General features: G+C 42.3%; 26 protein-coding genes and 5 tRNA genes. 17 read left to right on the forward strand and 14 right to left on the reverse strand.

Features of this window, described 5'->3' with window-relative positions:
- From trpD to ACYVIL_RS14100, 11 genes are all read left to right on the forward strand, one after another.
- Entirely contained in the window at positions 1-1,029 is a 1,029-nt protein-coding gene (gene trpD, locus ACYVIL_RS14050; RefSeq protein WP_460312925.1) for an anthranilate phosphoribosyltransferase, read from the forward strand.
- On the forward strand, positions 1,030-2,412 hold the full coding sequence (gene trpCF, locus ACYVIL_RS14055; RefSeq protein WP_460312927.1) for a bifunctional indole-3-glycerol-phosphate synthase TrpC/phosphoribosylanthranilate isomerase TrpF: 1,383 nt from the start codon (positions 1,030-1,032) through the stop codon (positions 2,410-2,412). It begins immediately after the preceding gene.
- Between the two features lie 97 nt (positions 2,413-2,509).
- Positions 2,510-3,691 (forward strand): tryptophan synthase subunit beta, encoded by a 1,182-nt coding sequence (trpB, locus tag ACYVIL_RS14060; protein ID WP_460312929.1) that lies wholly within the window; start codon positions 2,510-2,512, stop codon positions 3,689-3,691.
- Positions 3,688-4,494 carry a tryptophan synthase subunit alpha gene (gene trpA, locus ACYVIL_RS14065; RefSeq protein ID WP_460312931.1) on the forward strand — a complete coding sequence of 269 codons (807 nt, stop codon included), beginning with the start codon at positions 3,688-3,690 and terminating at the stop codon, positions 4,492-4,494. Before trpB ends, trpA begins: the two co-directional genes overlap by 4 nt.
- 25 nt (positions 4,495-4,519) lie before the next feature.
- On the forward strand, positions 4,520-4,819 hold the full coding sequence (locus tag ACYVIL_RS14070) for a YciI family protein (protein WP_303473816.1): 300 nt from the start codon (positions 4,520-4,522) through the stop codon (positions 4,817-4,819).
- A 10-nt stretch (positions 4,820-4,829) separates the two neighbouring features.
- A complete protein-coding gene (gene arfB, locus ACYVIL_RS14075) occupies positions 4,830-5,252 on the forward strand; it encodes an alternative ribosome rescue aminoacyl-tRNA hydrolase ArfB (protein WP_303473815.1) in 423 nt (140 codons plus the stop codon).
- Positions 5,253-5,383: 131 nt separating this feature from the next.
- Entirely contained in the window at positions 5,384-5,842 is a 459-nt protein-coding gene (locus tag ACYVIL_RS14080; protein WP_303473814.1) for a hypothetical protein, read from the forward strand.
- A gap of 94 nt (positions 5,843-5,936) precedes the next feature.
- Positions 5,937-6,446 (forward strand): glycine zipper 2TM domain-containing protein, encoded by a 510-nt coding sequence (locus ACYVIL_RS14085; protein ID WP_460312934.1) that lies wholly within the window; start codon positions 5,937-5,939, stop codon positions 6,444-6,446.
- A gap of 49 nt (positions 6,447-6,495) precedes the next feature.
- Entirely contained in the window at positions 6,496-6,768 is a 273-nt protein-coding gene (locus tag ACYVIL_RS14090) for a PepSY domain-containing protein (protein WP_460313044.1), read from the forward strand.
- Positions 6,768-7,442, forward strand: a complete 675-nt coding sequence (locus ACYVIL_RS14095; RefSeq protein ID WP_303473812.1) for a response regulator transcription factor — start codon at positions 6,768-6,770, stop codon at positions 7,440-7,442. Before ACYVIL_RS14090 ends, ACYVIL_RS14095 begins: the two co-directional genes overlap by 1 nt.
- Entirely contained in the window at positions 7,439-8,764 is a 1,326-nt protein-coding gene (locus ACYVIL_RS14100) for an ATP-binding protein (protein ID WP_460312936.1), read from the forward strand. Before ACYVIL_RS14095 ends, ACYVIL_RS14100 begins: the two co-directional genes overlap by 4 nt.
- Here the strand turns inward: ACYVIL_RS14100 and ACYVIL_RS14105 are convergent.
- Positions 8,745-9,818: an AI-2E family transporter gene (locus tag ACYVIL_RS14105; RefSeq protein ID WP_460312938.1), complete on the reverse strand. Its 1,074-nt coding sequence runs from the start codon at positions 9,816-9,818 to the stop codon at positions 8,745-8,747. The genes ACYVIL_RS14100 and ACYVIL_RS14105 overlap by 20 nt on opposite strands.
- 111 nt (positions 9,819-9,929) lie before the next feature.
- On the opposite strand from ACYVIL_RS14105, the gene folX reads away from it, so the two are divergent.
- Positions 9,930-10,295, forward strand: coding sequence for a dihydroneopterin triphosphate 2'-epimerase (gene folX / locus ACYVIL_RS14110; RefSeq protein ID WP_303473809.1), 366 nt, complete (start codon positions 9,930-9,932; stop codon positions 10,293-10,295).
- An 81-nt stretch (positions 10,296-10,376) separates the two neighbouring features.
- Here folX and ACYVIL_RS14115 read toward each other — a convergent pair whose 3' ends face one another.
- Entirely contained in the window at positions 10,377-12,893 is a 2,517-nt protein-coding gene (locus ACYVIL_RS14115; RefSeq protein ID WP_460312940.1) for an ABC transporter permease, read from the reverse strand.
- A 2-nt stretch (positions 12,894-12,895) separates the two neighbouring features.
- Entirely contained in the window at positions 12,896-13,621 is a 726-nt protein-coding gene (locus tag ACYVIL_RS14120; protein WP_460312942.1) for an ABC transporter ATP-binding protein, read from the reverse strand.
- 1 nt (position 13,622) lies between these two features.
- Between ACYVIL_RS14120 and ACYVIL_RS14125 the strand changes: the two genes are divergently transcribed.
- On the forward strand, positions 13,623-14,279 hold the full coding sequence (locus ACYVIL_RS14125; RefSeq protein ID WP_303473807.1) for an arylesterase: 657 nt from the start codon (positions 13,623-13,625) through the stop codon (positions 14,277-14,279).
- A 78-nt stretch (positions 14,280-14,357) separates the two neighbouring features.
- Positions 14,358-14,540 carry a hypothetical protein gene (locus ACYVIL_RS14130; protein WP_460312944.1) on the forward strand — a complete coding sequence of 61 codons (183 nt, stop codon included), beginning with the start codon at positions 14,358-14,360 and terminating at the stop codon, positions 14,538-14,540.
- Between the two features lie 84 nt (positions 14,541-14,624).
- On the opposite strand, the gene ACYVIL_RS14135 is transcribed toward ACYVIL_RS14130, so the two are convergent.
- The 11 genes from ACYVIL_RS14135 to gltX all read right to left on the reverse strand — a co-directional run bounded on the left by ACYVIL_RS14135 (position 14,625) and on the right by gltX (position 22,809).
- Entirely contained in the window at positions 14,625-15,923 is a 1,299-nt protein-coding gene (locus ACYVIL_RS14135; RefSeq protein ID WP_460312946.1) for an amidohydrolase family protein, read from the reverse strand.
- Complete coding sequence (locus tag ACYVIL_RS14140) at positions 15,920-17,329, reverse strand: amidohydrolase (RefSeq protein WP_303473805.1); 1,410 nt, start codon at positions 17,327-17,329, stop codon at positions 15,920-15,922. Before ACYVIL_RS14140 ends, ACYVIL_RS14135 begins: the two co-directional genes overlap by 4 nt.
- Positions 17,330-17,509: 180 nt before the next feature.
- Positions 17,510-18,046, reverse strand: coding sequence for a YaeQ family protein (locus ACYVIL_RS14145; protein WP_303473804.1), 537 nt, complete (start codon positions 18,044-18,046; stop codon positions 17,510-17,512).
- A 54-nt stretch (positions 18,047-18,100) separates the two neighbouring features.
- Positions 18,101-19,030, reverse strand: coding sequence for a tRNA-dihydrouridine synthase (locus ACYVIL_RS14150; protein WP_460312948.1), 930 nt, complete (start codon positions 19,028-19,030; stop codon positions 18,101-18,103).
- 59 nt (positions 19,031-19,089) lie between these two features.
- Entirely contained in the window at positions 19,090-19,293 is a 204-nt protein-coding gene (locus tag ACYVIL_RS14155; RefSeq protein WP_303473802.1) for a DUF1289 domain-containing protein, read from the reverse strand.
- 32 nt (positions 19,294-19,325) lie between these two features.
- Positions 19,326-19,619 carry a DUF1272 domain-containing protein gene (locus ACYVIL_RS14160; protein WP_460312950.1) on the reverse strand — a complete coding sequence of 98 codons (294 nt, stop codon included), beginning with the start codon at positions 19,617-19,619 and terminating at the stop codon, positions 19,326-19,328.
- A 12-nt stretch (positions 19,620-19,631) separates the two neighbouring features.
- Positions 19,632-20,432, reverse strand: a complete 801-nt coding sequence (locus ACYVIL_RS14165) for a YiiX/YebB-like N1pC/P60 family cysteine hydrolase (RefSeq protein WP_303473800.1) — start codon at positions 20,430-20,432, stop codon at positions 19,632-19,634.
- Positions 20,433-20,660: 228 nt separating this feature from the next.
- Positions 20,661-20,736: transfer RNA gene (locus tag ACYVIL_RS14170), tRNA-Glu, on the reverse strand.
- Positions 20,737-20,959: 223 nt separating this feature from the next.
- A tRNA-Glu gene (locus tag ACYVIL_RS14175) sits at positions 20,960-21,035 on the reverse strand.
- A gap of 178 nt (positions 21,036-21,213) precedes the next feature.
- Positions 21,214-21,289 (reverse strand) — tRNA-Ala (locus ACYVIL_RS14180).
- A 110-nt stretch (positions 21,290-21,399) separates the two neighbouring features.
- Positions 21,400-22,809, reverse strand: coding sequence for a glutamate--tRNA ligase (gene gltX / locus ACYVIL_RS14185; RefSeq protein WP_460312952.1), 1,410 nt, complete (start codon positions 22,807-22,809; stop codon positions 21,400-21,402).
- A 250-nt stretch (positions 22,810-23,059) separates the two neighbouring features.
- Between gltX and ACYVIL_RS14190 the strand changes: the two genes are divergently transcribed.
- From ACYVIL_RS14190 to ACYVIL_RS14200, 3 genes are all read left to right on the forward strand, one after another.
- Positions 23,060-23,135 (forward strand) — tRNA-Val (locus ACYVIL_RS14190).
- 19 nt (positions 23,136-23,154) lie between these two features.
- Positions 23,155-23,230, forward strand: a tRNA-Val gene (locus ACYVIL_RS14195).
- A 368-nt stretch (positions 23,231-23,598) separates the two neighbouring features.
- A complete protein-coding gene (locus ACYVIL_RS14200; protein ID WP_460312954.1) occupies positions 23,599-25,221 on the forward strand; it encodes a response regulator in 1,623 nt (540 codons plus the stop codon).
- Positions 25,222-25,323 lie beyond the last annotated feature (102 nt).

Genomic DNA, 25,323 nt, shown 5'->3' on the forward strand with positions numbered 1-25,323 from the left:
ATGACTATCAATACACTTTCCCACTTGGAATCGTTATACCAGGGTCAAGATTTATCTCAGCAAGATTGCGAAGCATTATTTTCATTGGTGGTAACGGGTGAGTTAGATGACATCGTGATTTCATCCATGTTAACCGCGTTGAAAATAAAAGGTGAAAAGCCTGCAGAAATTGCTGGCGCAGCAGCAGCGTTAATCAATAACGCCGCGCCCTTCCCTCGCCCTGAATATCCTTTTGCCGATATTGTTGGAACCGGCGGGGATGGTCACAATACCATTAATATTTCCTCAGCAGCGGCTATTGTTGCCGCCAGTTGCGGGGTAAAAGTGGCAAAACATGGCAACCGCAGTGTATCAAGTAAATCCGGTTCGGCTGATTTGTTTCGAGAATTTGGTATGGATCTCGGTATGAGCCCACAGACTGCAAGAAACTGCTTGGATGACGCCAACTTATGTTTCTTATTTGCTCCTAATTACCATGCTGGAATTAGATTTGCGATGCCCGTTAGAACCACCCTTAAAACACGAACTTTGTTTAATTTATTGGGGCCCTTAGCGAACCCAGCGAAACCCAGTCATATGATGATAGGTGTCTACGCCCCTGAATGGGTAATGCCATTTGCTAAAACCTTAAAATTGTTAGGGTATGAAGACGCCCTTGTGGTTCACGGTAGTGGCTTGGACGAATTGGCCTTGCACGGTCCTTCTCAAGTGGCCGAGCTTAAGAATGGAGAAATTAATCAATTCACATTAACGCCAGCTGATTTTGGTCTGCAAGAGCACTCCCTTGAGAGTATTAAAGGGGGCGAGCCTGAAGAAAATAAGGCACTGATAGAAGCCGTATTAACTGGCAAAGGTCAGATCGCCCATCAATCTGCGGTAGCCATGAATGCAGCTGCGCTATTGAAATTAACAGGGTTAGCATCCACCTATGAACAAGGGGCTAAAATGGCGCTAGACGCCATGCAATCCAAACTCCCTCTTAATACTATTTTAGCGGCTGCCCAGATTAGTCAACAAGGAGGGCAATAAGTGGCAAATGTACTAGAAAAAATATGCGCTAATAAACGTGAAGAATTGGTGCAGCGCAAGTTAGATCTGCCACTGTCGTCCTTTAAAGACGGGTTAACGCCGTCGGATCGCAGTTTTTATCAAGCCTTGTCACAGCCCAATGCAGGTTATGTACTTGAATGCAAAAAAGCCTCTCCATCTAAAGGATTGATCCGCGACGATTTCAACCTTGATGAAATTATTGCAGCCTACGGCCCATATGCCGCATGTATTTCAGTATTAACCGATGAAAAGTATTTTCAGGGTAAATTTGAATATTTAGAATATGTACGAGCTCGTGTCAGCCAACCCGTTTTAAATAAAGATTTTTTTGTGGATCCTTATCAAATATATTTAGCGCGACATCACAATGCCGATGCAGTGCTACTTATGTTATCGGTGCTTAATGATCAAGAATACGCTGAACTTGCAGCCTTAGCCGATGACTATCAACTCGATGTTTTGACAGAAGTCAGTAATGAAGAAGAAGTGCATAGAGCCTTAGCCTTAGGTGCTAAAATCATTGGTATCAATAATCGTGATTTACGTGATTTGAGTACCAATTTAGCCACCACTGAAAAGTTAGTTCCACTGATTAAACAAAGTGATCATGAATGCGTTGTGATTTCTGAGTCTGGTATTTATAGCAATAAAGATGTCCGTCGTTTAGCCCCTCTGGTTGACGGTTTTTTAGTGGGCAGTTCCGTCATGGAAGAAGTCGATGTTACCCGTGCAGTTAAAAAGCTGATTTATGGTGATGTTAAAATATGCGGCATTACAAAGGTAGAGGATGCCCGGTTTATTGCCAGCAGTGGCGCAACCTATGGAGGTTTAATCTTTGCTGAAAAGTCTCCCAGAGCAATTTCCCTTGAGCAAGCAAAAAAGATTGTTGCCGGTGCACCCTTTCATTATCTGGGGGTCTTTGTAGACGAAACAGTCGACAAGATAGTGGAATATGCCCATCAATTAGACTTAGCCGCAGTTCAATTACATGGACACGAAGAACAGAGCTTTATTGATAACTTACGTGCCCAATTAACCCCTAACTGTGAAATTTGGAAAGCATTTGGCGTCACTGATGAGTTACCTGTTATGGATTTAGTATCTGTTGATAGGTTTTTACTCGATTGTAAGGTGGGCAAACAATCCGGTGGCACTGGCCAGCAATTTGATTGGCATCTGTTATCCCAATTACCAGACAACAATAATGTGATGTTAGCTGGCGGGCTGAAACCTGAAAACATTCAACAAGCGCGAACCACAAAAGTATTAGGACTTGATGCAAACTCAGGAGTAGAAACTGCCCCTGGCATTAAAGATCAGCAAAAGATTAGCCAATTATTTGATCTATTGCGCCGCTACTGAAGTTTAACTCAGCATTGAGGTTTAATTCAGCCAGTTTTAAACAATAGCCAATAGACAACTAATTAGCTTAAATAGATATTAAAGAAAAGAGAGCAATATGAATCACTTAGACAGTAAATTTGGCGAGTATGGAGGTATGTATGTACCAGAATTGCTCATACCAGCATTAGATCAACTCGAACAAGCCTTTATCGACGCACAGAATGATCCTAGTTTCGTAGAAGAGTTCAATGGTCTGCTCAAAGACTATGCAGGTCGTCCAACCTCCATGACCCTGACGAAAAATTTGGTGAGCAACCCCAAAGTAAAACTGTATTTAAAGCGTGAAGACTTATTACATGGTGGGGCCCATAAAACCAACCAAGTGTTAGGCCAAGCTATTTTAACTAAGCGTATGGGTAAAACCGAAGTGATCGCAGAAACAGGCGCAGGACAACACGGCGTAGCAACCGCATTAGCTTGTGCACTGATGGGGTTAAAAGCGCGGATTTACATGGGCGCAAAAGATGTTGAACGTCAAGCACCTAATGTATTTCGGATGCGCTTAATGGGCGCGGAAGTGATTCCCGTAAATGCTGGTTCAGGTACCTTAAAAGATGCGGTAAATGAAGCCATGCGTGATTGGTCGGCAACATACGATAAAGCCCATTATTTGCTCGGCACTGCAGCTGGACCTCACCCCTTCCCGACCATAGTTCGCGAGTTTCATCGCATGATTGGTGAAGAAACCCGGGCTCAAATCATGGAAAAAGAAGGCCGTTTACCCGATGCGGTTGTCGCCTGCGTAGGTGGAGGCTCTAATGCCATCGGTATGTTTGCTGATTTTATTGATGAGCCCGAAGTACGCTTAGTGGGTGTTGAACCTGCCGGTAAAGGGATCCACACACCGGATCACGGTGCGGCCATATGCACAGGTAGCAAAGGAGTATTGCACGGAGCATACAGCTATATTATGCAAGATAACGACGGCCAGATTGAAGAATCCTATTCGGTTTCTGCAGGTTTAGATTACCCTGCCGTGGGCCCTCAACATGCTCACTTACATGACATTGGTCGTGCGGAATACGCCGCAGTGACAGATGATGAAGCACTAAATGCATTCCAGTTATTAGCACGTAAAGAAGGGATTATTCCAGCCCTAGAGTCTTCCCATGCCCTTGCCCACGCCCTCAATATGGCAGATGAAGCAGAAGAGGAAACCATCATAGTGGTGAACTTATCTGGCCGGGGTGATAAAGATTTAACCCACGTTTATAACATATTGGGAGAGCAAGAATGAGCCGTTATAACAACATGTTTGAACGCCTAAATAAAGATAATCAAGGTGCCTTTGTGCCCTTCGTCATGCTTGGTGATCCAGACAAAAAAACGTCGTTTAATATCATAAAAACATTAGTAGAAAGTGGTGCTGATGCCCTGGAACTAGGAATTCCTTATTCTGATCCTATCGCCGATGGTCCAACGATTCAAAAAGCCAGTATTCGCGCCCTGAATAATAAAATTACGCCATCAGATTGTTTTGCTGTGATTAAACAAATTCGCGAGCTATTTCCGGATGTTCCCATTGGGCTTTTGTTATATAGCAACCTGGTCATCAAAAAAGGCTTGTCTGAATTTTATCAAGCCGCAAACGCTGCTGGTGTTGATTCCATTCTTATCGCGGATGTTCCCCTTCGTGAAGCTCAACGATTTATAGACATCGCTAAGGGTAATAATATTGATCAGATACTAATAGCACCGCCAAACGCCAGTGATGAAACCTTGGCTGAGATTGGTCAAAAGTCCTCAGGTTACACTTATCTACTCGGCAGAGCCGGCGTGACAGGTGCAGAGACTGCAGCCACAATCCCAGCCGATGAATTAATTGCTAAGCTGACCCAATACCAAGTTGCACCGCCTTTATTGGGCTTTGGCATATCCAAACCTGAACAGGTTTCAGAGGCCATTGCCGCGGGTGCTGCCGGTGCTATTTCGGGTTCGGCCACAGTGAATATAATCGAACAAAATCTCGAAAACCCGAGTAAAATGCTAGAACAACTTGCTAGCTTTGTTGCTGACATGAAAGCCGCTACCCATAAATAACAGATTTGATAAGAAGGATAATTCAATGTTGTATGTGATTTACGCAGAAGACGTAGCCAATAGTTTGCCCCTTAGACTAAGCGTCCGCCCGGCCCATTTAGAAAGACTAGAATCCCTTAAACAACAAGGCCGTTTAGTGGTTGCCGGTCCTTGCCCTGCCATAGATAGCCCGACTCCAGGGGAAGCTGGATTCACAGGTTCCGTGATCATCGCTGAATTTGATAGTTTAGACGCGGCCCAGCAATGGGCAGATACAGACCCCTACATTGGCGCTGGCGTGTTTAAAAATGTGGTGGTTAAACCGTTTTCACAAACATTACCCTAGGTAAAAAAGCATGGCACGAATCGACATTACAGAACATCTGAGCATATCTGACGATCAGTTTGAAATGAGTGCTATTCGTGCCCAAGGTGCTGGCGGCCAAAACGTCAATAAGGTCTCCAGTGCAATTCATTTACGTTTTGACGTTAACGCCTCTACATTGCCAGAGTTCTACAAAACAAGTTTACTCAACAGCAATGACAGTCGTATTACCAACGACGGCATTCTAGTAATAAAGGCGCAAAATTACCGTACTCAAGAGCAAAACCGCGAGGACGCCATTACCCGTTTAATTGAAATTATTAAGAAAGCCGGTGAAAAACCTAAACCTAGACGCGCCACTAAACCCACCAAGTCATCACAAATTAGACGGGTAGAAAGCAAGAAAAAAGCAGGAAAAACCAAATCTTTGCGAAAAAAGGTCAACTTCGATTAAGCCTCAAGTGTCAGTCTCTCCTACATAGCTAACCCTAGGTTAATATACACAAAGCAATTACTTAGCCTCTCAGCCCATTCAAGGTTTTTATATCGACGCCGATATCCTGTGTAACAACGGGGGCTTGGTTAATGAAACAAACAGGTAAATTTACACTTAAATTAGTTAAACGAGCTGCGTTACTGTGTGTGATCCTCTTGAGTATTTCTGCTTGTAACCAACTTTTCTCCATGAAAATTGTACGATTTGCCGATAAAGACAGCTATCAAGCAGATCCACAAACACTGGAAACCGTGGACCGAACCTTCTACTCAGCATTACATTTGGGAGATTGGCACTATCAGGGATCGAATACCTCTTTTGGTGAAGTTAGAGCGTTCATTAAAATTCCACAAAAACTCGATTTAGCCAAAAACGTGCAACAACAGTATCTACAACAAATTATTTGCCCAAGTGCGGACAAGCTAGAACTGTGGTACAAATTAAGAAATATGGATTTAGAAATTCACATTTATACCAACAACAGAAGCAGCACGATTTCAGCTACTTGCGTGAATCCCCTACAAAAAGGCAATAGTCAGTCAGTGTAAAACCACAAAACTTAACTTAAGGATAAGGATTAGTTCAGTTATAGTTCAGTTAGTCTCTCCTATTATGAACCTAAGATTTTAAAGGAGAGACCTAATGTTAAATTTAAAAAGCATTTCAATTGCCACTCTATTGTTTGGTTTTACTGCTACCCAAGCGTTAGCCGATAGTCGCTATGACTATGCAAAAGTCGTTAAGGTTAACCCTGTTTATCAATACACGTCGGTTAAACAACCTGTGCAGCAATGCTATCCTGTTAAACGCACGGTTAGATACAACAACAATAATCATCAACGTGTTCACTTAACTGTCGCAGGAGCGGTGATTGGAGGCGTTATCGGCAATGTAATTGGCGACAATCGAAGCAGCACTATTGCAGGGGCTGTGATAGGCGGTGCAATTGGAAATCATGCCCAAGGACCCCAGTACTCTACCTCTGTTACTCAACACTGTGAGACAGTTTACCAAACCTCAAAAAAAGTAAGAAAAATCAAAGGTTATGACGTAAAATATCGTTATCGAGGTGCAGCCTATGAGACCTTTATGCGTTCGCATCCAGGTGATACAGTGAAAGTCAGGGTTACGGTTTCACCGAAAAGACATTAAACTTTTTGTCATTAACTAAACGCCAACGAGTCAGGAACCCATTTTGATTGTGCTCATTAGACGTAACGTGATTTTATTGTTGATGGCATTTGCCCTTAGTTTCGGCGGGCAAGTGTCAGCTCAAGAAAAATCAAACAGCAGCATTGATAAAGCCCAAGCCGCAGAAAAAGTGTTGCAAAAGGTTAGAGGCCGCGTATTGCGTGTTAACCAAAGCAAAAATACCTACAAGGTAAAGGTGTTACAAAAAACCGGACGGGTCGTCACTGTCGATGTAGATAAACGCTCAGGTAAAATAACCAAACAACGTAGTAGAGATAAATAATGCGTATTCTTGTAGTTGAAGACGATAGTAGGCTGTTAACTCAATTAGATCAGTTACTGCAACAGCATGGCTATAGCGTCGATTTAGCCGATGATGGCGCTAAAGCCAGTTATTTACTGGCCGAGCACCCTTATGACCTTGCTATTGTGGATATTGGACTACCCGTCATAGATGGTTTTGATGTCATAAAAAATGCCAGAAAGAACAATGTGATTTGCCCAATTCTTATTTTAACTGCACGGGATCGGTGGCAAGAAAAAGTAGAAGGCCTTGACGCTGGCGCCGATGATTATCTCACCAAGCCGTTTCATAACGAAGAACTCTTGGCCAGAGCAAAAGCCCTTATTCGTCGCTCATCTGGCCAGGCCAATCCGTTAATAGAAAAAGGCCCTATAAGCTTGGATACAACGGCCGAAGAAGTGATGGTTGACGGCCAATCTCTGGAGCTAACGGCCTACGAATATAAGGTTTTGGAGTACCTTTTTCTCAATCCGCAAAAAGTGGTGTCTAAAACTGAATTGACCGAACATATTTATGATCAGGATTTTGATTTAGACAGCAATGTCATTGAAGTATTTGTTGGTCGTTTACGTAAAAAACTAGATCCACAAAATCAATACAAACCCATAGAGACTTTACGGGGACGTGGCTACCGAATTAATCGAGAGTTATGATAAAGTTATCTCTGCGCCTAAGAAGTTTTGCTGCAGCTCTGTTGGCACTGCTACTTTTTATTCCCTTAGGCGCAATGACGTTAGAACAAGCCTATACGGATAGTCTTAGCCAATCCATGCTTGAACAACTGCGTGTCCAAAGCCTCACCCTTATTTCTGAGTTCGAAATGGTCGAAGGTGAACCGGAAATGCCAGAACAACTCTTCAATGACAAACTCAACATTCCTGGCTCTGGATTGTACGCATTTATCAAAATAAACAATGACATTGTGTGGCAATCGTTATCCACTTTAAACTGGTCTGAACAACCCAAGTTAGATGCGCCCATTATTGGTAAAGAAATATTTTTAACCGAATTTAGCTTGCACTCCGATTATTTTCTGTATTCCTATACTGCTGAATTTGAAGGCGATATTGATTATGTTCCAGTCAGTTTTTTTATCGTGCAAGATCAACTCACGTTTGAAAAAGAACGAGATACCTTTTCAAATACCCTTTGGTATTGGCTTGGCTTTTTAGCGCTACTATTGTTAATTGTACTCATAGCCAGTTTAAATATGGCGTTAAGTCCAATCAATGCGCTCATTCGACAAATTAAAAAGACCGAAGAAGGTGATATTGAACGCTTACAACAAACCTATCCTCCTGAGTTGGAAAAATTAAAGAGCAGTATCAACCATTTACTCGACACCGAACAGCAACAGCGCAGTCGCTATAAAAATAGTCTTAGTGATCTGGCTCATAGCTTAAAGACTCCTCTAGCAGTGCTAACAGGTAATCCTAATTTACCCTCATCCGCCCGTGAACCTTTATCGCAAATAGATAATATCATTCAACGCCAATTAAAACGTGCCGTCGCCGGAGCTGGCAGTGGTTGGGAACAAGCCGTTTCAGTGTCAGTGATTGTACAAAAATTGCAGGCTGCTATGAATAAAGTCCACGCTGACAAGGGTTTAACAATTAGTACGCAGATAGCAGAAAATTGCCTATTTAGAGGCGACCAAACGGATTTACTGGAATTACTTGGGAATTTAATGGATAACGCCTGCAAAGCGGCAAAGTCAAAAGTGATTGTCTCTGCACAACACACTAATAAACTATTGCGTATAACGGTTGAAGATGACGGTAAGGGAATTGAACCGCAACACCGGCAAGCGCTTCTGCATCGAGGAAAACGATTAGACAGCTATCAAGAAGGACAAGGTATTGGTATGGCTGTGGTAACCGATTTAATCTCTGCCTACCATGGAAAAATGGAAATTACTGACTCCACTCTAGGTGGAGCCAGAATTGAAATGACCTTTACTCAGGTGCCTGATTAAGCTCTTCGGATTCTTGTTGTTCTTCGGGAATATCTTCACTATCGAGTAAAATGGCAATCCAACGACTGTCTTCATTAGACTCTAACGCTATTTTTACGATCATGGTTAAGGGCACAGATAACAGCATCCCCACAGTGCCTAATAACCAGCCCCAGAAAATTAATGATAAAAACACCACTAAGGTTGATAATCCTAAGCCTCTACCTAGAAATCTTGGCTCAACCACATTCCCCATCACAGTATTGGTAACCACATAGCCAATGGCTGTGAGTCCCGCCACCCCAGGACCTAATTGTACAAATGCGAGCAGCACTGCAGGTACAGCCGCAATAATAGATCCGATGTTTGGAATGTAGTTTAATAGAAACGCCAACACTGCCCACAACATAAAGTGATCAAGCCCTAAGAAATATAACCAAATGCCAATAACGGTTCCTGTACCGATACTCACAATGGTTTTGATCACCAAGTAATTCTTAACCGAAACTAAAAATTTATCGATTTGTTGAATTTTCATAGAAGGATCATCAAGGGCAATATGTACTTTCTTAGGCACAGAATCGGCTTCGAATAACATAAACACAACAGTAAGTATGATCAGTAAAAAATTAGTCAATACACTTCCAAAGCTGGTCAGTATATTGGTTGCCATACTCATGGCTATTCCTGGATCTAAGTAAGAAACCAACAAGTCACTATTGACCTCTATACTGAAAAGACTCTCAAGCTTACTCGTAACCCAAACTAACTCATCACTTAATTGTTGTTTGTATTGGGGAATGTTTTCTCGAAATTCAGCCATGGAGTTACCCACTAAACCTGCTAACATAAATCCAAAAATAACAATGAGCAGTATCACTAGTATGACTGACAACCAACGAGGCACCCTATATTTAGATGCCCAATGGATGATTGGATGACATGCCATAGCAATAAAAATTGATAACAAAAAAGGCACTACGATTGCACTGGCGGATTTAATTCCCGCTAAAATAATGACAACACAGGCTAATACTAATATTGCTTTAATCGCAGTGGGCGACTTAGTTTCCATACAGATTCACATTGGATTATTTGATGTTGGCTGACAAACTAGCAGATAATAGCCTTATTGAAAACACAACGATTAAACAACATTTCGCGATTTTAAAGGAAGTAACAATAAATGAAGCTGAATCCAGCCACTATCAGAATTAAAAACCTAAGGTTACGCACTTATATTGGTATTAATGAAGACGAAATAGTGAACAAACAAGACGTTATCGTAAATGTTAAGATTCACTATAATGCCGAACAAGCCACTGGCTCAGATGATATGGAAGATGCGTTAAATTATAAAACCATCACCAAACGCATTATCAAATTGGTTGAAGACAACCGCTTTTCTTTATTGGAAAAATTGACCTCTGATGTACTTGAAATTGCCGCCGAGCACCCTTGGGTGATTTATGCCGAGGCGGAAGTAGATAAACCCCATGCCTTGCGTTTTTCTGACTCTGTTTCCCTGTGTCTATCCTGTACAAAAGAATAAAAAACAAAGGTCAACTGGGTAATAAATAACTAAAAAAGGGCTATTGAAACCCTTTTTTAGTAACGGCAAAGGATAAGGTTATCACACCATTTTTCGCAACAACTGACTGGTATTCAATGCCAATAATCGCCAACATCCTGCAGCACCCAGCAATCCCACTGTGACCGCTCCAACAATGGGTGCAATAATCCAATACTCAAAATGTAATTTACCCTGCATTTCAAATATTTGTGACTGCAACAGATAAAGCGTCAGTTCATTAGCGAATGCTGCCATCAATCCTGCCACTGAGCCAATAATCAAAAACTCGTAAATCACACTGGCGCGTATTAAGCTGCCCTTAGCCCCTAAGGTACGCAAAATTGCCAACTCTTGTTGACGTTCATCCATGCTAGCCTGAACTTGTGCAATTAAGACCAAGGAACCCGCAATTAGCACCAAGACTAAAATAAACTCAACCGCCACTGACACCTGATCGACTATGTCTCTTAATTGATTAATTCTGGCGTCTACATCAAATAGCGTAACGCTGGAAAATGGCTGCATCAGTTGGGCAATTTTTGCTTTATCTTGGGTAGGAACGTGAAAACTGGTGATGTAGGTAGGTAGATATCCTTGCATCGCTTCTGGCTGCAACACAAAAAAGAAATTCGGTTGCATGGTTTGCCAGTTTACACTGCGCAGGCTAGTGACAGTTACACTCACCACTTCACTACCAATATTAAATGTCAGTTTGTCATCTAGTTTTATATTTAACCTATCAGCCAATCGTTCTTCAACAGATACCCCATATTCGTCACCTGTTTGCCATTCATCTAACCACTTTCCAGCAACAATTTCATTCTCATTTTGAAGTGTGTCACTCCAAGTTAGGTTTGCTTCTCGACCAAGGCCATTGCGCCCACTGTCTTTTTGTTCTTCGTCTTCTTTACTAATTTCGGTACGTATTTTTTCGCCATTAATGGATACAAATCTTGCCCGCACAACAGGATAAAAAACATCAGTTTCAACACCTAATTGAGTAAAATGTTGTTCTAAACCTGGTCGTTGTTGCTCGGTAATATTTGACATGAAATAGTTGGGAGTGCCTTCGGGCAGTTGGTCCCGCCATTGTGACACCATGTCGTTACGCATAACCAAAACCACAAGCAACAACATAATGGTCACAGAAAAGCTGATCAGCTGCACACTGTTGTCCATGGCTCGCCGTTTGATTCGAGCCCAAGCTAGTTGCCATGCTCCCATTTTGCCCTGCCCGAGCTTTCTACCCAGTGCAATAAGCCCATACGTGATAGCTAACAACGCACAAACTAAAACGATACCAGACACAAATAAAATTAAGCTAATTTGTAAATTCTGGCTGTAGGCCCACATGAGCAACAAAATGGCTGAGCCCGTGGCAGCAAACTGCAAAACACGGGAACTCATACCCGCGCCTAAATCCCGTCTAAGGACTCGCAGAGGAGGTACCGAAAATAATTTTAATAACGGATAAAGAGAGAATAACACCGCACAGATCATGCCGGTGAAGACCGCAATGATCAGAGGTCGCCAATGCCACACATCAATAGACACATTGACTTTATCGGCAATGGCTAAAACCACCAATTGCTGAATGATGAAGCCAGCGATAGAGCCTAATACAATCCCTAACAGGGTGATAAAGGATATTTGATACAAGTAGATGCGTTGAACTAACTGTTTACTTGCCCCTAAGGTTTTCATGATCGCCACGGGATCGTAATGACGTTGGCTATAACGCTGCGCTGCAACAGCAATCGATACCGCAGCCAATACAATTGCCAACAAACTAGCAAGTAAAAAATACTGTTCGGCCCTGCCTACCGAGCGTCCCAATCGAGAGTCATCATCCTCAACCGATTGCCAAGAGTGAATTTCGCGATTTAATTGTGGGCGTAACCAATCATAATAATCATCTAAATCCGCGCTATTACCTACAAAAAAGTAGGTGTAGTCTACTCTACTGCCGGGACCGGTAATATGTGTAGCGGCTAAGTCTTGCAGGCCAATCAGCACCTTGGGATTGCCGCCAAACACACTAAAGCCAGAATCAGGAACATCGGTTATCACCCGGGTTAAAGTAAATTCTTTATCTCCTACTTCAATTTTGTCTCCAAGTTTTAAAGCTAGTTTCTGTAGCAACAGAGACTCAGCCCACGCTTCTCCCGTCGCGGGTAATTGTTTGGTCACTTCGCCTAAGCCGAAAGCCTCTGTTGAGGTTTTTAATTGGCCTTTCAAAGGGTAACCATCATCAGCGGCTCGCAGACTGGTTAAGGTCATTTGTTCGTTACCAAACACCATAGAGCGGGCGTAAACTTGTTGGGTAGTATCTAACCCCATCTCTTTGGCTTTTGAAATCCAGCTAGGATCGACCGGTTTGTCAGACTCCAATAGTCTATCGGCAGCAATAAACTCAGCTGATTTTGCGGTTAATGCACCTTGCAGTCGTTCACTAAATAAGGAAAGAGACAAGACCGCTGCCACGGATAAAATAATGGCAAACAATATAATAGTGAGTTCGCCTCGTTTCGCTTCGTGCTTGAACAATCGCCAAGCTAAATTAAATCCATATTTCATGCTTAACTAGCCTGCTGCTGTTGGGCTGATTGTGCGTCTGTGGAGGTAACATCCGTCAATACGCCCCCTTGCATATTAAGTTGACGCTGGCACTGTTTGGCCAAAATAGGATCATGGGTAACCAACACTAAGGTTGTGTCAGAATCTCTATTTAATTCAAATAACAATGACTCAACTTTTTCACTGTTAGCAGCATCCAAGTTACCGGTTGGTTCGTCGGCAAATAGAATTTTAGGTTTAGTAATAAATGCCCGAGCAATGGCCACACGTTGCTGCTCTCCACCCGATAATTGATTAGGATAATGGTTACCACGGTGGGCTAAACCCACTTGTTCAAGAATATCTTGTCCAAGTTGTTTGGCATTATCTAAGCCAGCTATTTCAGCCGGTAGCATAATATTTTCAAGGGCCGTTAAACTCTGAACTAACATGAAACTTTGAAAAATAAACCCAACTTTTTCGCCACGCAGCCTAGCTCTTTGTTCTTCATCCATAGAGTGCAAAGGTGATCCCCCTAAGAAAATCTCGCCTTCAGTCACCTGGTCCAATCCTGCCAATAAACTCAATAGTGTGGATTTACCGGAGCCCGACGCACCGATAATAGCAACTGACTCACCAGCCTTGACTTTAAAACTAATTGGTTGAAGGATCTGAAGTTCACCTTCGCTCGTAGTTACTACTTTGGTGATATTTTTAGTTTCGATCATTACATTTGGAGTTGTTGTCATAGTGCACTTATGGTTTAAAAGAAACAGAAGTCGTCTGTTCAATATTGGGTTAATAGTTATACTTTTACTGAGTATTTCGGATCACTTACACGCTCAACAGGCAGAGGGTCCAGAACCGGTAAAAATACTGGTATTGGGCGATAGCTTAAGCGCAGCTTATGGGCTAACGCAAGAGCAAGGTTGGGTTAGTTTGTTACAAAATGCTTGGCAAAACCAAGGTATAAACGTTGTAAACGCTGCAATTAGCGGTGAAACCACTGACGGTGCCCTGGCACGGCTACCTAGATTGCTCGAACAACACTCACCCACCCATTTATACATTGAATTGGGTGGGAATGACGGATTGCAAGGTCATCCAGTAAAAAAAATGCAAACCAATATTCAAGCAATGATTGATACTGCTAAACAACAAGGCATAGCAGTTATATTACAACAAATGCAAATTCCAACGAATTACGGACGCCGGTATAACCAAATGTTCACGGGCATGTTCACTGAGCTATCCGTTCAAAATGAGTTACCTTTAATACCCTTCTTTTTACAGGAAATTGCTTTAGACAAATCACTGATGCAAAAAGATGGCATCCACCCTAACTTAGAAGCGCAGCCGATGATTGCCGATTATATGCAACAACAATTAGAACAATGGATTAAATAACCCAATGTTGATTGAATGTGCATGCTGATATTTTTTGTACTATATTGATGATAGGTTTCGGCAACGAGGAGTATAAAAATGGAAGTAGGTTCTTCATCTAGCAGTGCAGTGGCGCAAGCAAGCCAACAACAGCAAGGGCGACAAGTTGACACTCAACAGCGACAAGTTGAGCTTGAATCGCCGTCGCAATCATCATCATCAACTGACAACAACCCTACGCCAAATTCGCGAGTGGGTTCAGTGATCAATACCCAAGCTTAGTGGTCAATGGCTTTACAAGTAAAGTAAAACTGACGAAAAAAAACCGAGCCTTTTAACAGCTCGGTTTTTTGTTACCAACAACCCCTATGGTCTAATGTAATGCACGCTTTTGCCGCTAGCAGGCTGTAAATACCTATCACGCAGCTTTGTTTGACGTGAGGTCATATCAACGAGTTCACCATTAATAATGACCACTTCTGCGCCCTCTGCCACTTCCAGAGGATCACCAGACCAGACCACTAAATCAGCCTGTTTGCCTTTGCTCAGGCTTCCCACTTTATTGTCAATTCCCAATATCTTAGCGGGATTAATGGTTAGCGCTGCAAGTCCGGCGGTGTATGGCAGACCGTGGGATACGGCATTACCGGCATGCTGAGTCGCTAAACGAATATTGTGGGTGCTCATGCCAATCGCGATGGTTACACCGGCTTTCTGTAATCGACCTGCATTTTCCATCGTGGCCGCTAATTGATCGAATTCATAGGGCAAATTCGACTCTGGGTTCAAAATAACTGAAATATTCGCTGCCGCGAGCTGATCAGCAACTTTCCAACCTTCAGTGGCATATAACACCACAATATCCAGCTTAGGGTGACGCTCTTTCAATGCGATTATTTGTAAAAGGTCGGCTTCCCGATGAGCAGCAATCATCAGTGGAGTATCCCCTTGAATAACCGGAACTAAGGCTCTAGCATCTTCAAGGCTACTCATTCCGTACCATGGAGATTGCGGAGTAAAAGTTTTGCCATCGACATAGTTTGCCTCATCCAAGGCTCGTTCCAAGGCAACCCATAGGGAAGCACGGCTGCCGCCAATGTCATCAGCAGCATCATTATCAACCCCCGTTGAAACAAACGCCGCTTTTTTCATAAGCGGTGTCATTCCCTCTGCAAGGGTGATAATTGCCCCTTGCCCTTGGAACAACTGACCAGTTCTATTCATACTAGTAGCAGCAGAGGTCACCCCTTCGATACGAGAAATAGCCAATAGCGACGAGTTGGGATTAATGGCGTAAGATACGTCGTACGCAGCCCCTATATTGCTGATTGCATTAGCAGAAGCACTGCTGTCTACAGTACCTGCCGACGAACTCACTTCGACTAAACCTAACGAGGTGTAAGCGCCAATTAAGCCAGGCGTCACAACTTTACCTTTACCATCAATAATATCGTAGCCAGTCAACGCAGGCGTTTCCGTTAGGATAGTTTGAATTTTGCCGTTACTAATTAAAACGGTGGCATTGGTTAAGGTGCCCTGCTCTGTCATGGTATGAACTGTTGCATCGACGATAGCAATATTTTTTGCACCGGCCGAAGCTGAAAACAGGCCATTTAAAGCAACAGCAAGTACTGCCAATGAACGTAATTTTTGTAAGTTAATCATTTGCTATCTCCTTCACCTGGCTGCCCTAACTCAAAATCACTGACTGGCCAACTGCTAGGATCATTGCGATCAAATGCAAGGGCTCCATCGATGTAGACATTGACGGTTTTCGCATAAGTAGAAAACGGATCCGCACTCCAGAGCACTAAATCAGCATTTTTACCTACCTCAAGAGAACCAGTTTGATCAAATATTCCCAATGATTTAGCAGGATTAGCAGATAACCACTGCCACGCATCCGCTTGTGAAATTTCAATGCCAACACGTTTACCATTTCCCCAAGCTTTTGCTGCTTCTTGGTTTAAACGTTGAATACCTTTATCGTCATCAGAATGCACTATGGCACAAGCCCCTGCGGCGTGAACCATTGGAATATTCTCCTGAATGCCATCATAAGCTTCCATTTTAAAGCCCCACCAATCGGCCCACATTGATGAACAAACGTTGTTTTCTTTTAAACGATCTGCGATTTTGTATGATTCAACAGCATGATGGAATGAGCCAATTTGATAATTAAACTCTTTCATTACATCAAGCATTGTGCCCATGTCATCAGCACGGTAACAATGCATATGAACGATGATTTCACCGTCTAGTACGCCAGCTAACGTTTCTAATTTTAAATCTCTTTTGGGTACTTTAGGATCTTTCCCTTGATCGTACTCGGCGTAATAGCGATCCCATTTATTTTTATAATCTTGTGCATCCGCCCAAGCTTGACGATAGCCAGCGACATTACCCATACGTGTTCCGGGGCCACCTCTTTTACCGTACACACGTTTTGGGTTTTCACCACAGGCCATCTTCATACCATAAGGAGCGCCGGGAAATTTCATATCTTGGATCACTCGATTAGGCACGTTTTTAACCGTGACTGCTCTGCCGCCTACTAAGTTAGCGGACCCTGGTAGAATTTGTAAACTGGTGACGCCCCCCATAAGGGCACGATGAAATCCTGGATCCTGTGGCCAAATAGAGTGTTCAGCCCAAGCTTGCGCGGTAACAGGATCGGTCATTTCATTACCATCGGAGTGGGATGCAGTATCAGGCGTGGCATAAACACCAAGATGACTGTGCACATCAATAATGCCTGGGGTGACCCACTGGCCTTTTCCATCAATTGTTTTGGTGCCATTTGGTACACTAACCGATTTGCCAATGGCTTGTATTTTGCCGTCGCTAATAAAAACCGAGCCAGACTCAATGTAACCGCCAATCCCATCAAGGATGTGCACATTAGTAATTAACGTCGGTTCACTTTCCATGGCTTGATAAGTGCTTGGGAATGGGTTTTTATTCAAGGTTACCGGGGGCTCTTTTTCAGGTTGTTCTGCGTCACAACCAGCCAAAAACACGCCAGCCAAAACGCTAAGGGACATCCCTGCGTATGTAGATAGTATTTTCATGATTTCCTGCCGTAAGTATGTTCGTTTACTTATTTTTATTCTTATTTTCTAATTTTTATGAATAACGAATGGTAAAATCCATCTCCCCCCCTCTTATCCGCCCAATTCAAAAAACAGAAGAGCAAAAGGCAAAATGGATTTTGGTAGAATTAAATATAACAGTTGTGAACGATACTGCAATTATCCCCCTTGCAATTCATCCCATGGAACTTCGCATTCACCTAAGTTGCTAGCGATAAACGCAGATTGATCGGAAATGGTAACTGTCATGTCCATGGTTCTTTCAATTAACTCACTTAACTGGCAAATATGCTGCCAATCAAATCGATAAAACTTAGCATTTAACTGCTTAAATTTTGCAGCTGATTGTTGCCACCACACATCAGACTTTGTGTTAAAACTATAGACAATGACATTAGTCGCTAAACGCGTCGCTTTTTTGATTCTTTCAACATCTGGCTCGCCTATTTCGATCCATAGACTAATATCGTCATTTGCCTCTTTAATCCAGATGTCCGGTTCAGCGGTTTCGCTCAAGCCTTTGGTTAACTCAAGACCTTGTCGAGCATTTATACAAAACGCGACTATTCTTGCCATCATACGTTGGGTTGTTTCCGATGGATGTTGGGCAACGATTAAATTCAAATTATCATAATGATGCCTATCCATATCAGCTAACGAAATACGAAATTTATAGATTGTTGGCTTCAATGCCATCTCAAATCACCTGTGATTGTTGTTGAAAAACCTGTCCTTTCAGACGTTAGGTTATTAGGGTTGCTGCAAAACTGCCACAATGTCTGCAGAGCGAGTCAAAGAACGAATACGTAAAAATAAATCTTGTGCCTGTGGATACTGCACTTTTAAATAGCCTAACCACTGTTTTATCCTATTCGGATAATATCGCCCCTTATCACCAAATATTTCGTATCCAGAATAAGTTAACAGCAAGGCTTTCACCTCTTCCCAATTCATTTCTGTTGTGTCATGGCGAATCACTTGCGCCAAATTAGGCATGGCTAATGCCCCGCGCCCTAACATAATGTCATGACACTGAGAGCGCTGTTGACAAAGCAGCGCATCAGCCTTTGTCCAAATTTCTCCATTTGCAATAATTGGAATTTGCGTTTGCTGGCGTATTTTGCCAATCCACTCCCAATACGCAGGCGGCTTATACCCTTCCGTTTTGGTTCGCGCATGTATGGCTAAGCTATTAGCTCCGGCAGATTCAATCGCCTGAGCATTTTCAATGGCTAAAGATTTATCTTCAAAACCTAGACGCATTTTAGCGGTCACTTGATGTTCTGCTGGGACCGCTCTACGCACAGCTGACACTATGTTAAATAACGCCTCAGGCTCTTTGAGAAGAACAGCCCCTCCTTTGCTTTTATTTACCGTTTTAGCTGGACAACCAAAATTCAAATCCACACCATGAGAACCTAATTCTGTGGCTCTAACGGCATTTTCTGCCAACCAATTAGGTTCTTGGCCTAACAATTGTACTTTGACTGGCACACCGGAAGGTGTTAATCCACTGTGATGCAATTCGGGACAAAGACGGTAGAACACTTTATTAGGCAAAAGTTGATCCACGACACGCACAAATTCAGTTACGCAAGAATCAAACCCACCAACTTGTGTGAGCATATCGCGCATGAGATGATCTACGACGCCCTCCATAGGCGCTAACACTATTTTCATTTCAACTAATTAAATTAAAGGGCTTCACAAAGTCGCGGATTGTAGCAAGAATGGCCGTTTTATGATCTGTTATTTGAGAATTTGTTTCGTTGATTTTTGCGGATTTCAGAATCCATCAATATATTCACTTTTCGCTCATCGTCTGCACTGCCCCAGTCCAAAATTTCTTGAAGACTGCGGTAACATCCAACACAAACGTCATCTTGATCTAAACAACAATTACGAATGCATGGCGAGTCTATTTTGTGAGGTTGCAATTTCATCTAGTCGATTTAGCCTATTTATTCAGTCTAGTTTATTTCGCAAGAACGGATTGACGAAACGCTGCTATTTCTTCGATGGTATACGGACTGAATACTCGTTTAGTAGAAGCCGGATGATTTTGCAAGCTCACTCCCGCGCGAAAAGCGCTAGCAGGTCTGATGGGCCTGGGGCTAAAACCGCCACCACAATTAGGGCAAACATTCTCTAGCACGTTATCAACACAGCTTTGACAAAAGGTGCATTCGTAAGTACAAATACACGCCTCCACACTATCCGGCGGTAAATCTTTATCGCACCATTCACAATTGGGTCGAAGCTCAAGCATCTCGCTCTCCAGTTAATCCGTTTTAACAATAGACGGTTGTTTTTCTTGCTTTACCTTAGTGTTGGAATCCCAATTAAAGGTGTAAGGGTCAAAATGTTGTTCGATAGTTGGTTTTATAATGGCAAAGTAAGGAGATATGTCAAAGTCTTTAGGGACAAATAAAGTAGGGTGTCTTGATTGGAAGAAGTGCTTTATTTTAGATTCACGGGCCCGACTAGCAGCCGGCTTTACCTTTTGCGGTAAAATTGGATAGCCAATTGATTGAAAACCTTCGGCCAACAAAGAAGAACAAATTGCTCTGGTGGGATCGCCGCTCCCTAACGACAGCATTTCCCGACGCCAGCCCACAGGCACAGGCGGTGTCTGAATTAAATATCGGGCTAAATCAAAAATATTTTTAGTGTCATACTGATGGCCAATGCGTTGCTGCCCATAGTTAATTACTTTTTCGATATCCTCTGGATTCAGGCCGACAGGTCGACAAATTCTCGTACCTTGCTGCACGTATTCTTGGATATTGACTACCCTAACCCCTTCCACCACATCCGCTTCAAGTAGCTGTACTTTAGTCATATCTGGATTTTCAACTTGGTATTGATCGCTAATACAAAGGGTCGCGTGTGACCAAGTTGATTGGGTTAAATATTTAATTGCGGTGCTGACTCGGCTTACGCCATCGATTAGCAGTACATCACCTTTTTTTAAGGTTTGAATTAAAGCTTCAGGTTCACACGTGGTTTCACTTTGATAAGTTGGGCTAGGCTTTTGTAAAAAGTGCGCTATTTTATCGCCTATCCAAGTCAATGGATTCAATGCTAATTACCAATAAGTTCGAATAGCACCTAATATGCAACAGCTAAGATGTTTGTGCAAATAAGCCATACAGTTGAATAAGAAGACATAGATATGGACCAGCCTTAGGTTGCAGCACTAGCTAGATAAGTTTAACCATAACAACGATATCCATTGCCATCTGTAGACAATTCCACTTTTATGTTTCAGACATAAAAAAACCGCACTAAAAAGTGCGGTTTTTCTAATTGGCGTCCCCAAGGGGATTCGAACCCCTGTTACCGCCGTGAAAGGGCGGTGTCCTAGGCCTCTAGACGATGGGGACAGAAATTTTGCCTATCGAAGCAAGCTTCGATAAATTTCTGTAAGGCGAGTCGAACCTGCGAGAGGAGCAACATTATAGGATGGTGAACCGCCCTATAACTATAACGAACCTTACAAAAACAATTTTCTATCTTTACTATTTACTTAATTCGCCCAGGAGTGTGAATTAAGCGTTCCTTGTTGCCGTTTCCGGCCACTGAATACATCCTGTATTCTGTTTAAAATGGCGTCCCCAAGGGGATTCGAACCCCTGTTACCGCCGTGAAAGGGCGGTGTCCTAGGCCTCTAGACGATGGGGACAGAAATTTTTCCTATCGAAGCTAGCTTCGATAAATTTCTGTAAGACGAGTCGAGCCTGTGAGAGGAGCGACATTATAGGATGGTGAACCGCCCTATAACTATAACGAGCCTTACAAAATAAAATTCTTGTCATATCTACTGTTTACTGGCCTAGGTGGTAGTAAACAATCCATGATATTGGTGGAGCTAGGCGGGATCGAACCGCCGACCTCTTGCATGCCATGCAAGCGCTCTCCCAGCTGAGCTATAGCCCCGTGCTATATGTCACTAGTGGCTAAGCTTTTTTAGCTAGCTACCATTCCTTGACAGCGGGGCGCATTCTAGGCATCAGACCTTTTCATGTCAACGATTTTTTAAGATTTTTTTATGTTTTTTCTCTGTTTGCTATATAAATGAGCGCTTTGTCGATTCGTTGTGCAATTTGCTCAGATTTTAACAAGTGTAATGTGACATCAAGAGAAGGTGAATTCCCTGCCCCTGTGACAGCAACGCGCAACGGCATACCCACTTTCCCCATACCAATCTCTAATTCTTCGGCAGTTTCATTGATCGCATTCTGAATTGACTCTGGGGTCCATTGTGCAAGATTGGTCAATTTTTCTTTAACTAAGACCAATGGTTCTTTGGCAACAGGACGTAAATGTTTTTTCGCTGCCTTAGCATCAAACTCTTCATATTCTTCATAGAAGTAGCGACTAATCTGCGCTAACTCCACCAAGGTTTTCACACGATCTGCCTGTGCTTCAATAACGGCTTCAAGATCAGGTCCATTACTAACATCAATGTTTTGTTGCTCAAAATGCCATTTGGCGTGTTCAGCTACTTGTGCAGCAGGAAGAGTCTTAATGTAATGCTGATTCAACCAAATAAGTTTATCAGTATTAAACGCCGACGCGGACTGGCCAATGGAATCTAAATCAAATAGATCAATCATTTCTTGTTTAGAGAAAATTTCTTGATCACCATGGGACCAACCTAAACGCACAAGATAATTCAACAGCGCCTGGGGAAGATAACCATCATCTCTGTATTGCATGACCCCCACTGCACCATGTCGTTTCGACAATTTTTTACCATCATCACCTAATATCATCGATACATGGGCATATTCTGGCACAGGCGCGTTTAACGCTTTCAATATATTTATTTGACGAGGAGTATTATTAATATGGTCTTCCCCTCTCACTACATGGGAGATCCCCATATCCCAATCATCCACCACTACACAAAAGTTATAAGTAGGAGTGCCATCACTACGTTGGATAATCAAATCGTCTAATTCAGCATTGGCGATTTCTATTTTGCCACGTATATGGTCATTGATAACCACAGTTCCCTCTAATGGATTTTTAAAGCGAATGGCAAAAGGTTGATCTTCGGGGTGATCAGTTCTATCTCTCCAAATACCAGGATAACGAGGCTTTTCACCCGCGGCCATTTGCTTTTCACGGATCTCGTCTAATTCAGCTGCGCTCATAAAACATTTATATGCTTTTCCTTCACTGAGCAATTGATCGATCAATTGTTTATAACGGTCGAAACGTTTGGTTTGATAATAAGGTCCATCGTCATAATCCAAACCTAACCAATCCATTCCTTCCAAAATTGCATCTATTGCAGCCTGGGTTGAACGTTCGATGTCAGTATCTTCAATCCGTAATACAAACTTGCCTCCTTTACTCTTGGCATATAACCATGAATAAAGTGCAGTTCTTGCACCTCCTACATGTAAATAACCGGTGGGACTGGGAGCAAAACGGGTGATCACGGACATTATTGTTTCCTTTTTAATTAAGTGCGCGAAGTTTACCAGCCTACGTCGTCTAAAAAAAACCAATTTTAAAAACTAATACCCGATTACCCCTACTTTTCGGCCTTTTTGTACATAAATTACGCGGTCACACTACCTAATGGATAGAAAACCAACATTTAGACAATATTTTTTTAGTTTAGGGTTGACAGTCTAAGTCGCATATCTATAATAGCGCTCCACTTGCCAAGCACAGCAAGTAAAAAAGAAAATTGGACGCTTAGCTCAGTTGGGAGAGCATCGCCCTTACAAGGCGAGGGTCACTGGTTCAAGCCCAGTAGCGTCCACCAACTTTTCTTCAGTAATATCGGACGCTTAGCTCAGTTGGGAGAGCATCGCCCTTACAAGGCGAGGGTCACTGGTTCAAGCCCAGTAGCGTCCACCACTTCCCCATGTTTTAAATTATCTGGCGAGGGTCACTGGTCAAGTCTTTCAGACCGAGCCGGCAGTAGCGTCCACCACTCCTTTTGTTTAAATTACTACTCATTCATACTTTGAAATTATCTGGCGAGGGTCACTGGTCAAGTCTTTCAGACCGAGCCGGCAGTAGCGTCCACCACTTCCCCCATGTTTTAACTCTGTTAGCGATACTTTTAGTTCTTATCCCCCCTACTCTGTCATTAACTAGATTGACTACCATGACGGTGCTCCGGTGCTATAGGTCAAAATTTTTAACCTCGTAAACCAAAAAGCCCTTATTAAATTGCGCTAAAGTACGATAACCTAAGCATATGTTCGCAAAATAATTAATTTATGAATCCGCAAATATCTAAAGATACAAAAGTACTGGTTATTGATGATCAAGTTTTGGCTAAGGGATATATGAAATATTCTTTGGAAGAGCTTGGCTTTAACAAAATTACTTATGTGGATAGAGCCCAGCACGCCTTAAATATGATCCGGCATGAACACTATGACCTGATCATCTGCTCTTACAACTTGAAAAAGGATCATGACGGCTATCACCTTTATGATCAGCTAAAACACAATGGCGAACTCGAACCAAGCACCGCATTTATTTTTATAAGTGCCGATACCACCTCTGATTTAGTGCATAGCATAGTAGAATTACAACCCGATGATTTTCTAGCCAAACCTTTCACTGTAAATGATTTAGACAAGCGTTTAACAAAAGTGTTAGTGAGAAAACGTGCCCTTAAAAAAGTCTATCGTTTCATGGGTAAAGGACAACTTTCCAAAGCACTTGCAGAGGTAGAGTTGTTCTTGTCTGATCCGAAAAATGCAGAATTTTTCCCCTTAGCGCTAAAAACCAAGGGAGAATTATTATTGGCTTGCGGCCATCATGATCAAGCAAAAGAATTTTATCAAGCCATTATTAATGTTCAGTCATTTACCTGGGCACAATTAGGCTTAGTGAATGCCCATATTCGTTTAAATGAAGATGATGAAGCTGAAAAGCTAGTACTTGAATTAGCCTTTAAATCCGACTCGCAGTTGGCAGCTTATGATTTATTATCTGCACTACATATTAAACAAAAAGATTTTGATGTGGCCTTAGAATGCGTTGTGATGGCGACGGAAATATCCCCTCGAAATATTCGACGCCACAAAACTGCGCTGGATTTGTCTCGCATCACCCATGACTATGAAACCCAATTTGACGCTGCGAAAAAAATAGTACGTTTCGCAAAAGACTCAATTCACGATAAGCCTGAAAACTATTTAAATGTAGCTCGCGCAGGTATTGACTTCGCCATGACAGCAGATGAAAGTGAAACCTATAATTTGCTTAAACAAGCAAACGAGTACGTCAAACAATTTAAATCGGCATTTCCTAAAGCCGAGCTTCACGATCAAATCAAAGTGATCGATGCTCGACTACTTTATTTACAAGACGAAAAAGAAAATGCCAAAGCCTTACTTGATCAGCTAGCGGAAGAAAATTGGGAACTAGAAAGTATGGATGCCCTTTTAGACAAAGCGAAAGCATTTCACGAGTTGGGCTTGTATGAAAAATCGAATAATATTTTGGATGTGATTGAACAAAGGTGTAAAAAGGATGAAAAGCAAGGTAGTCTATTTTTGCACTATGTAAAACAGGAAAAGCAAGAACGTTCAACCATTAAGCAAACGCCTAAAGAGCTTAATAATACTGCCGTAGCCTTTTATCGCCGAGGTGATTTAGAAGATGCATTGCGTGTTTTCAGACAAGCCTTTACAGTAATGCCCAAAAATATCGCAATCGCTTTAAATTTACTACAAGCTATCACGATGAATGAAAATACTAATAAAGCAGACATTTCCATTAAAAAGCTAATCGATAATTGCATTCGGGTGATTGAAAACGGTGAGCTCAATGATGAGCAATTCGAGCGCTATCAAAAAGTAAGAGAGATGTTACACGAAAGTGCTTAACGGAATATAACTTACTCTCAATCCCAAATTTGGCTTTCCCCAACTAATAATAGCCATATTCTAATTAAAAACCGTCAATTAGTTGCTCAGCTTTTCTGATAA

The organism is Aliiglaciecola aliphaticivorans (assembly GCF_054782055.1).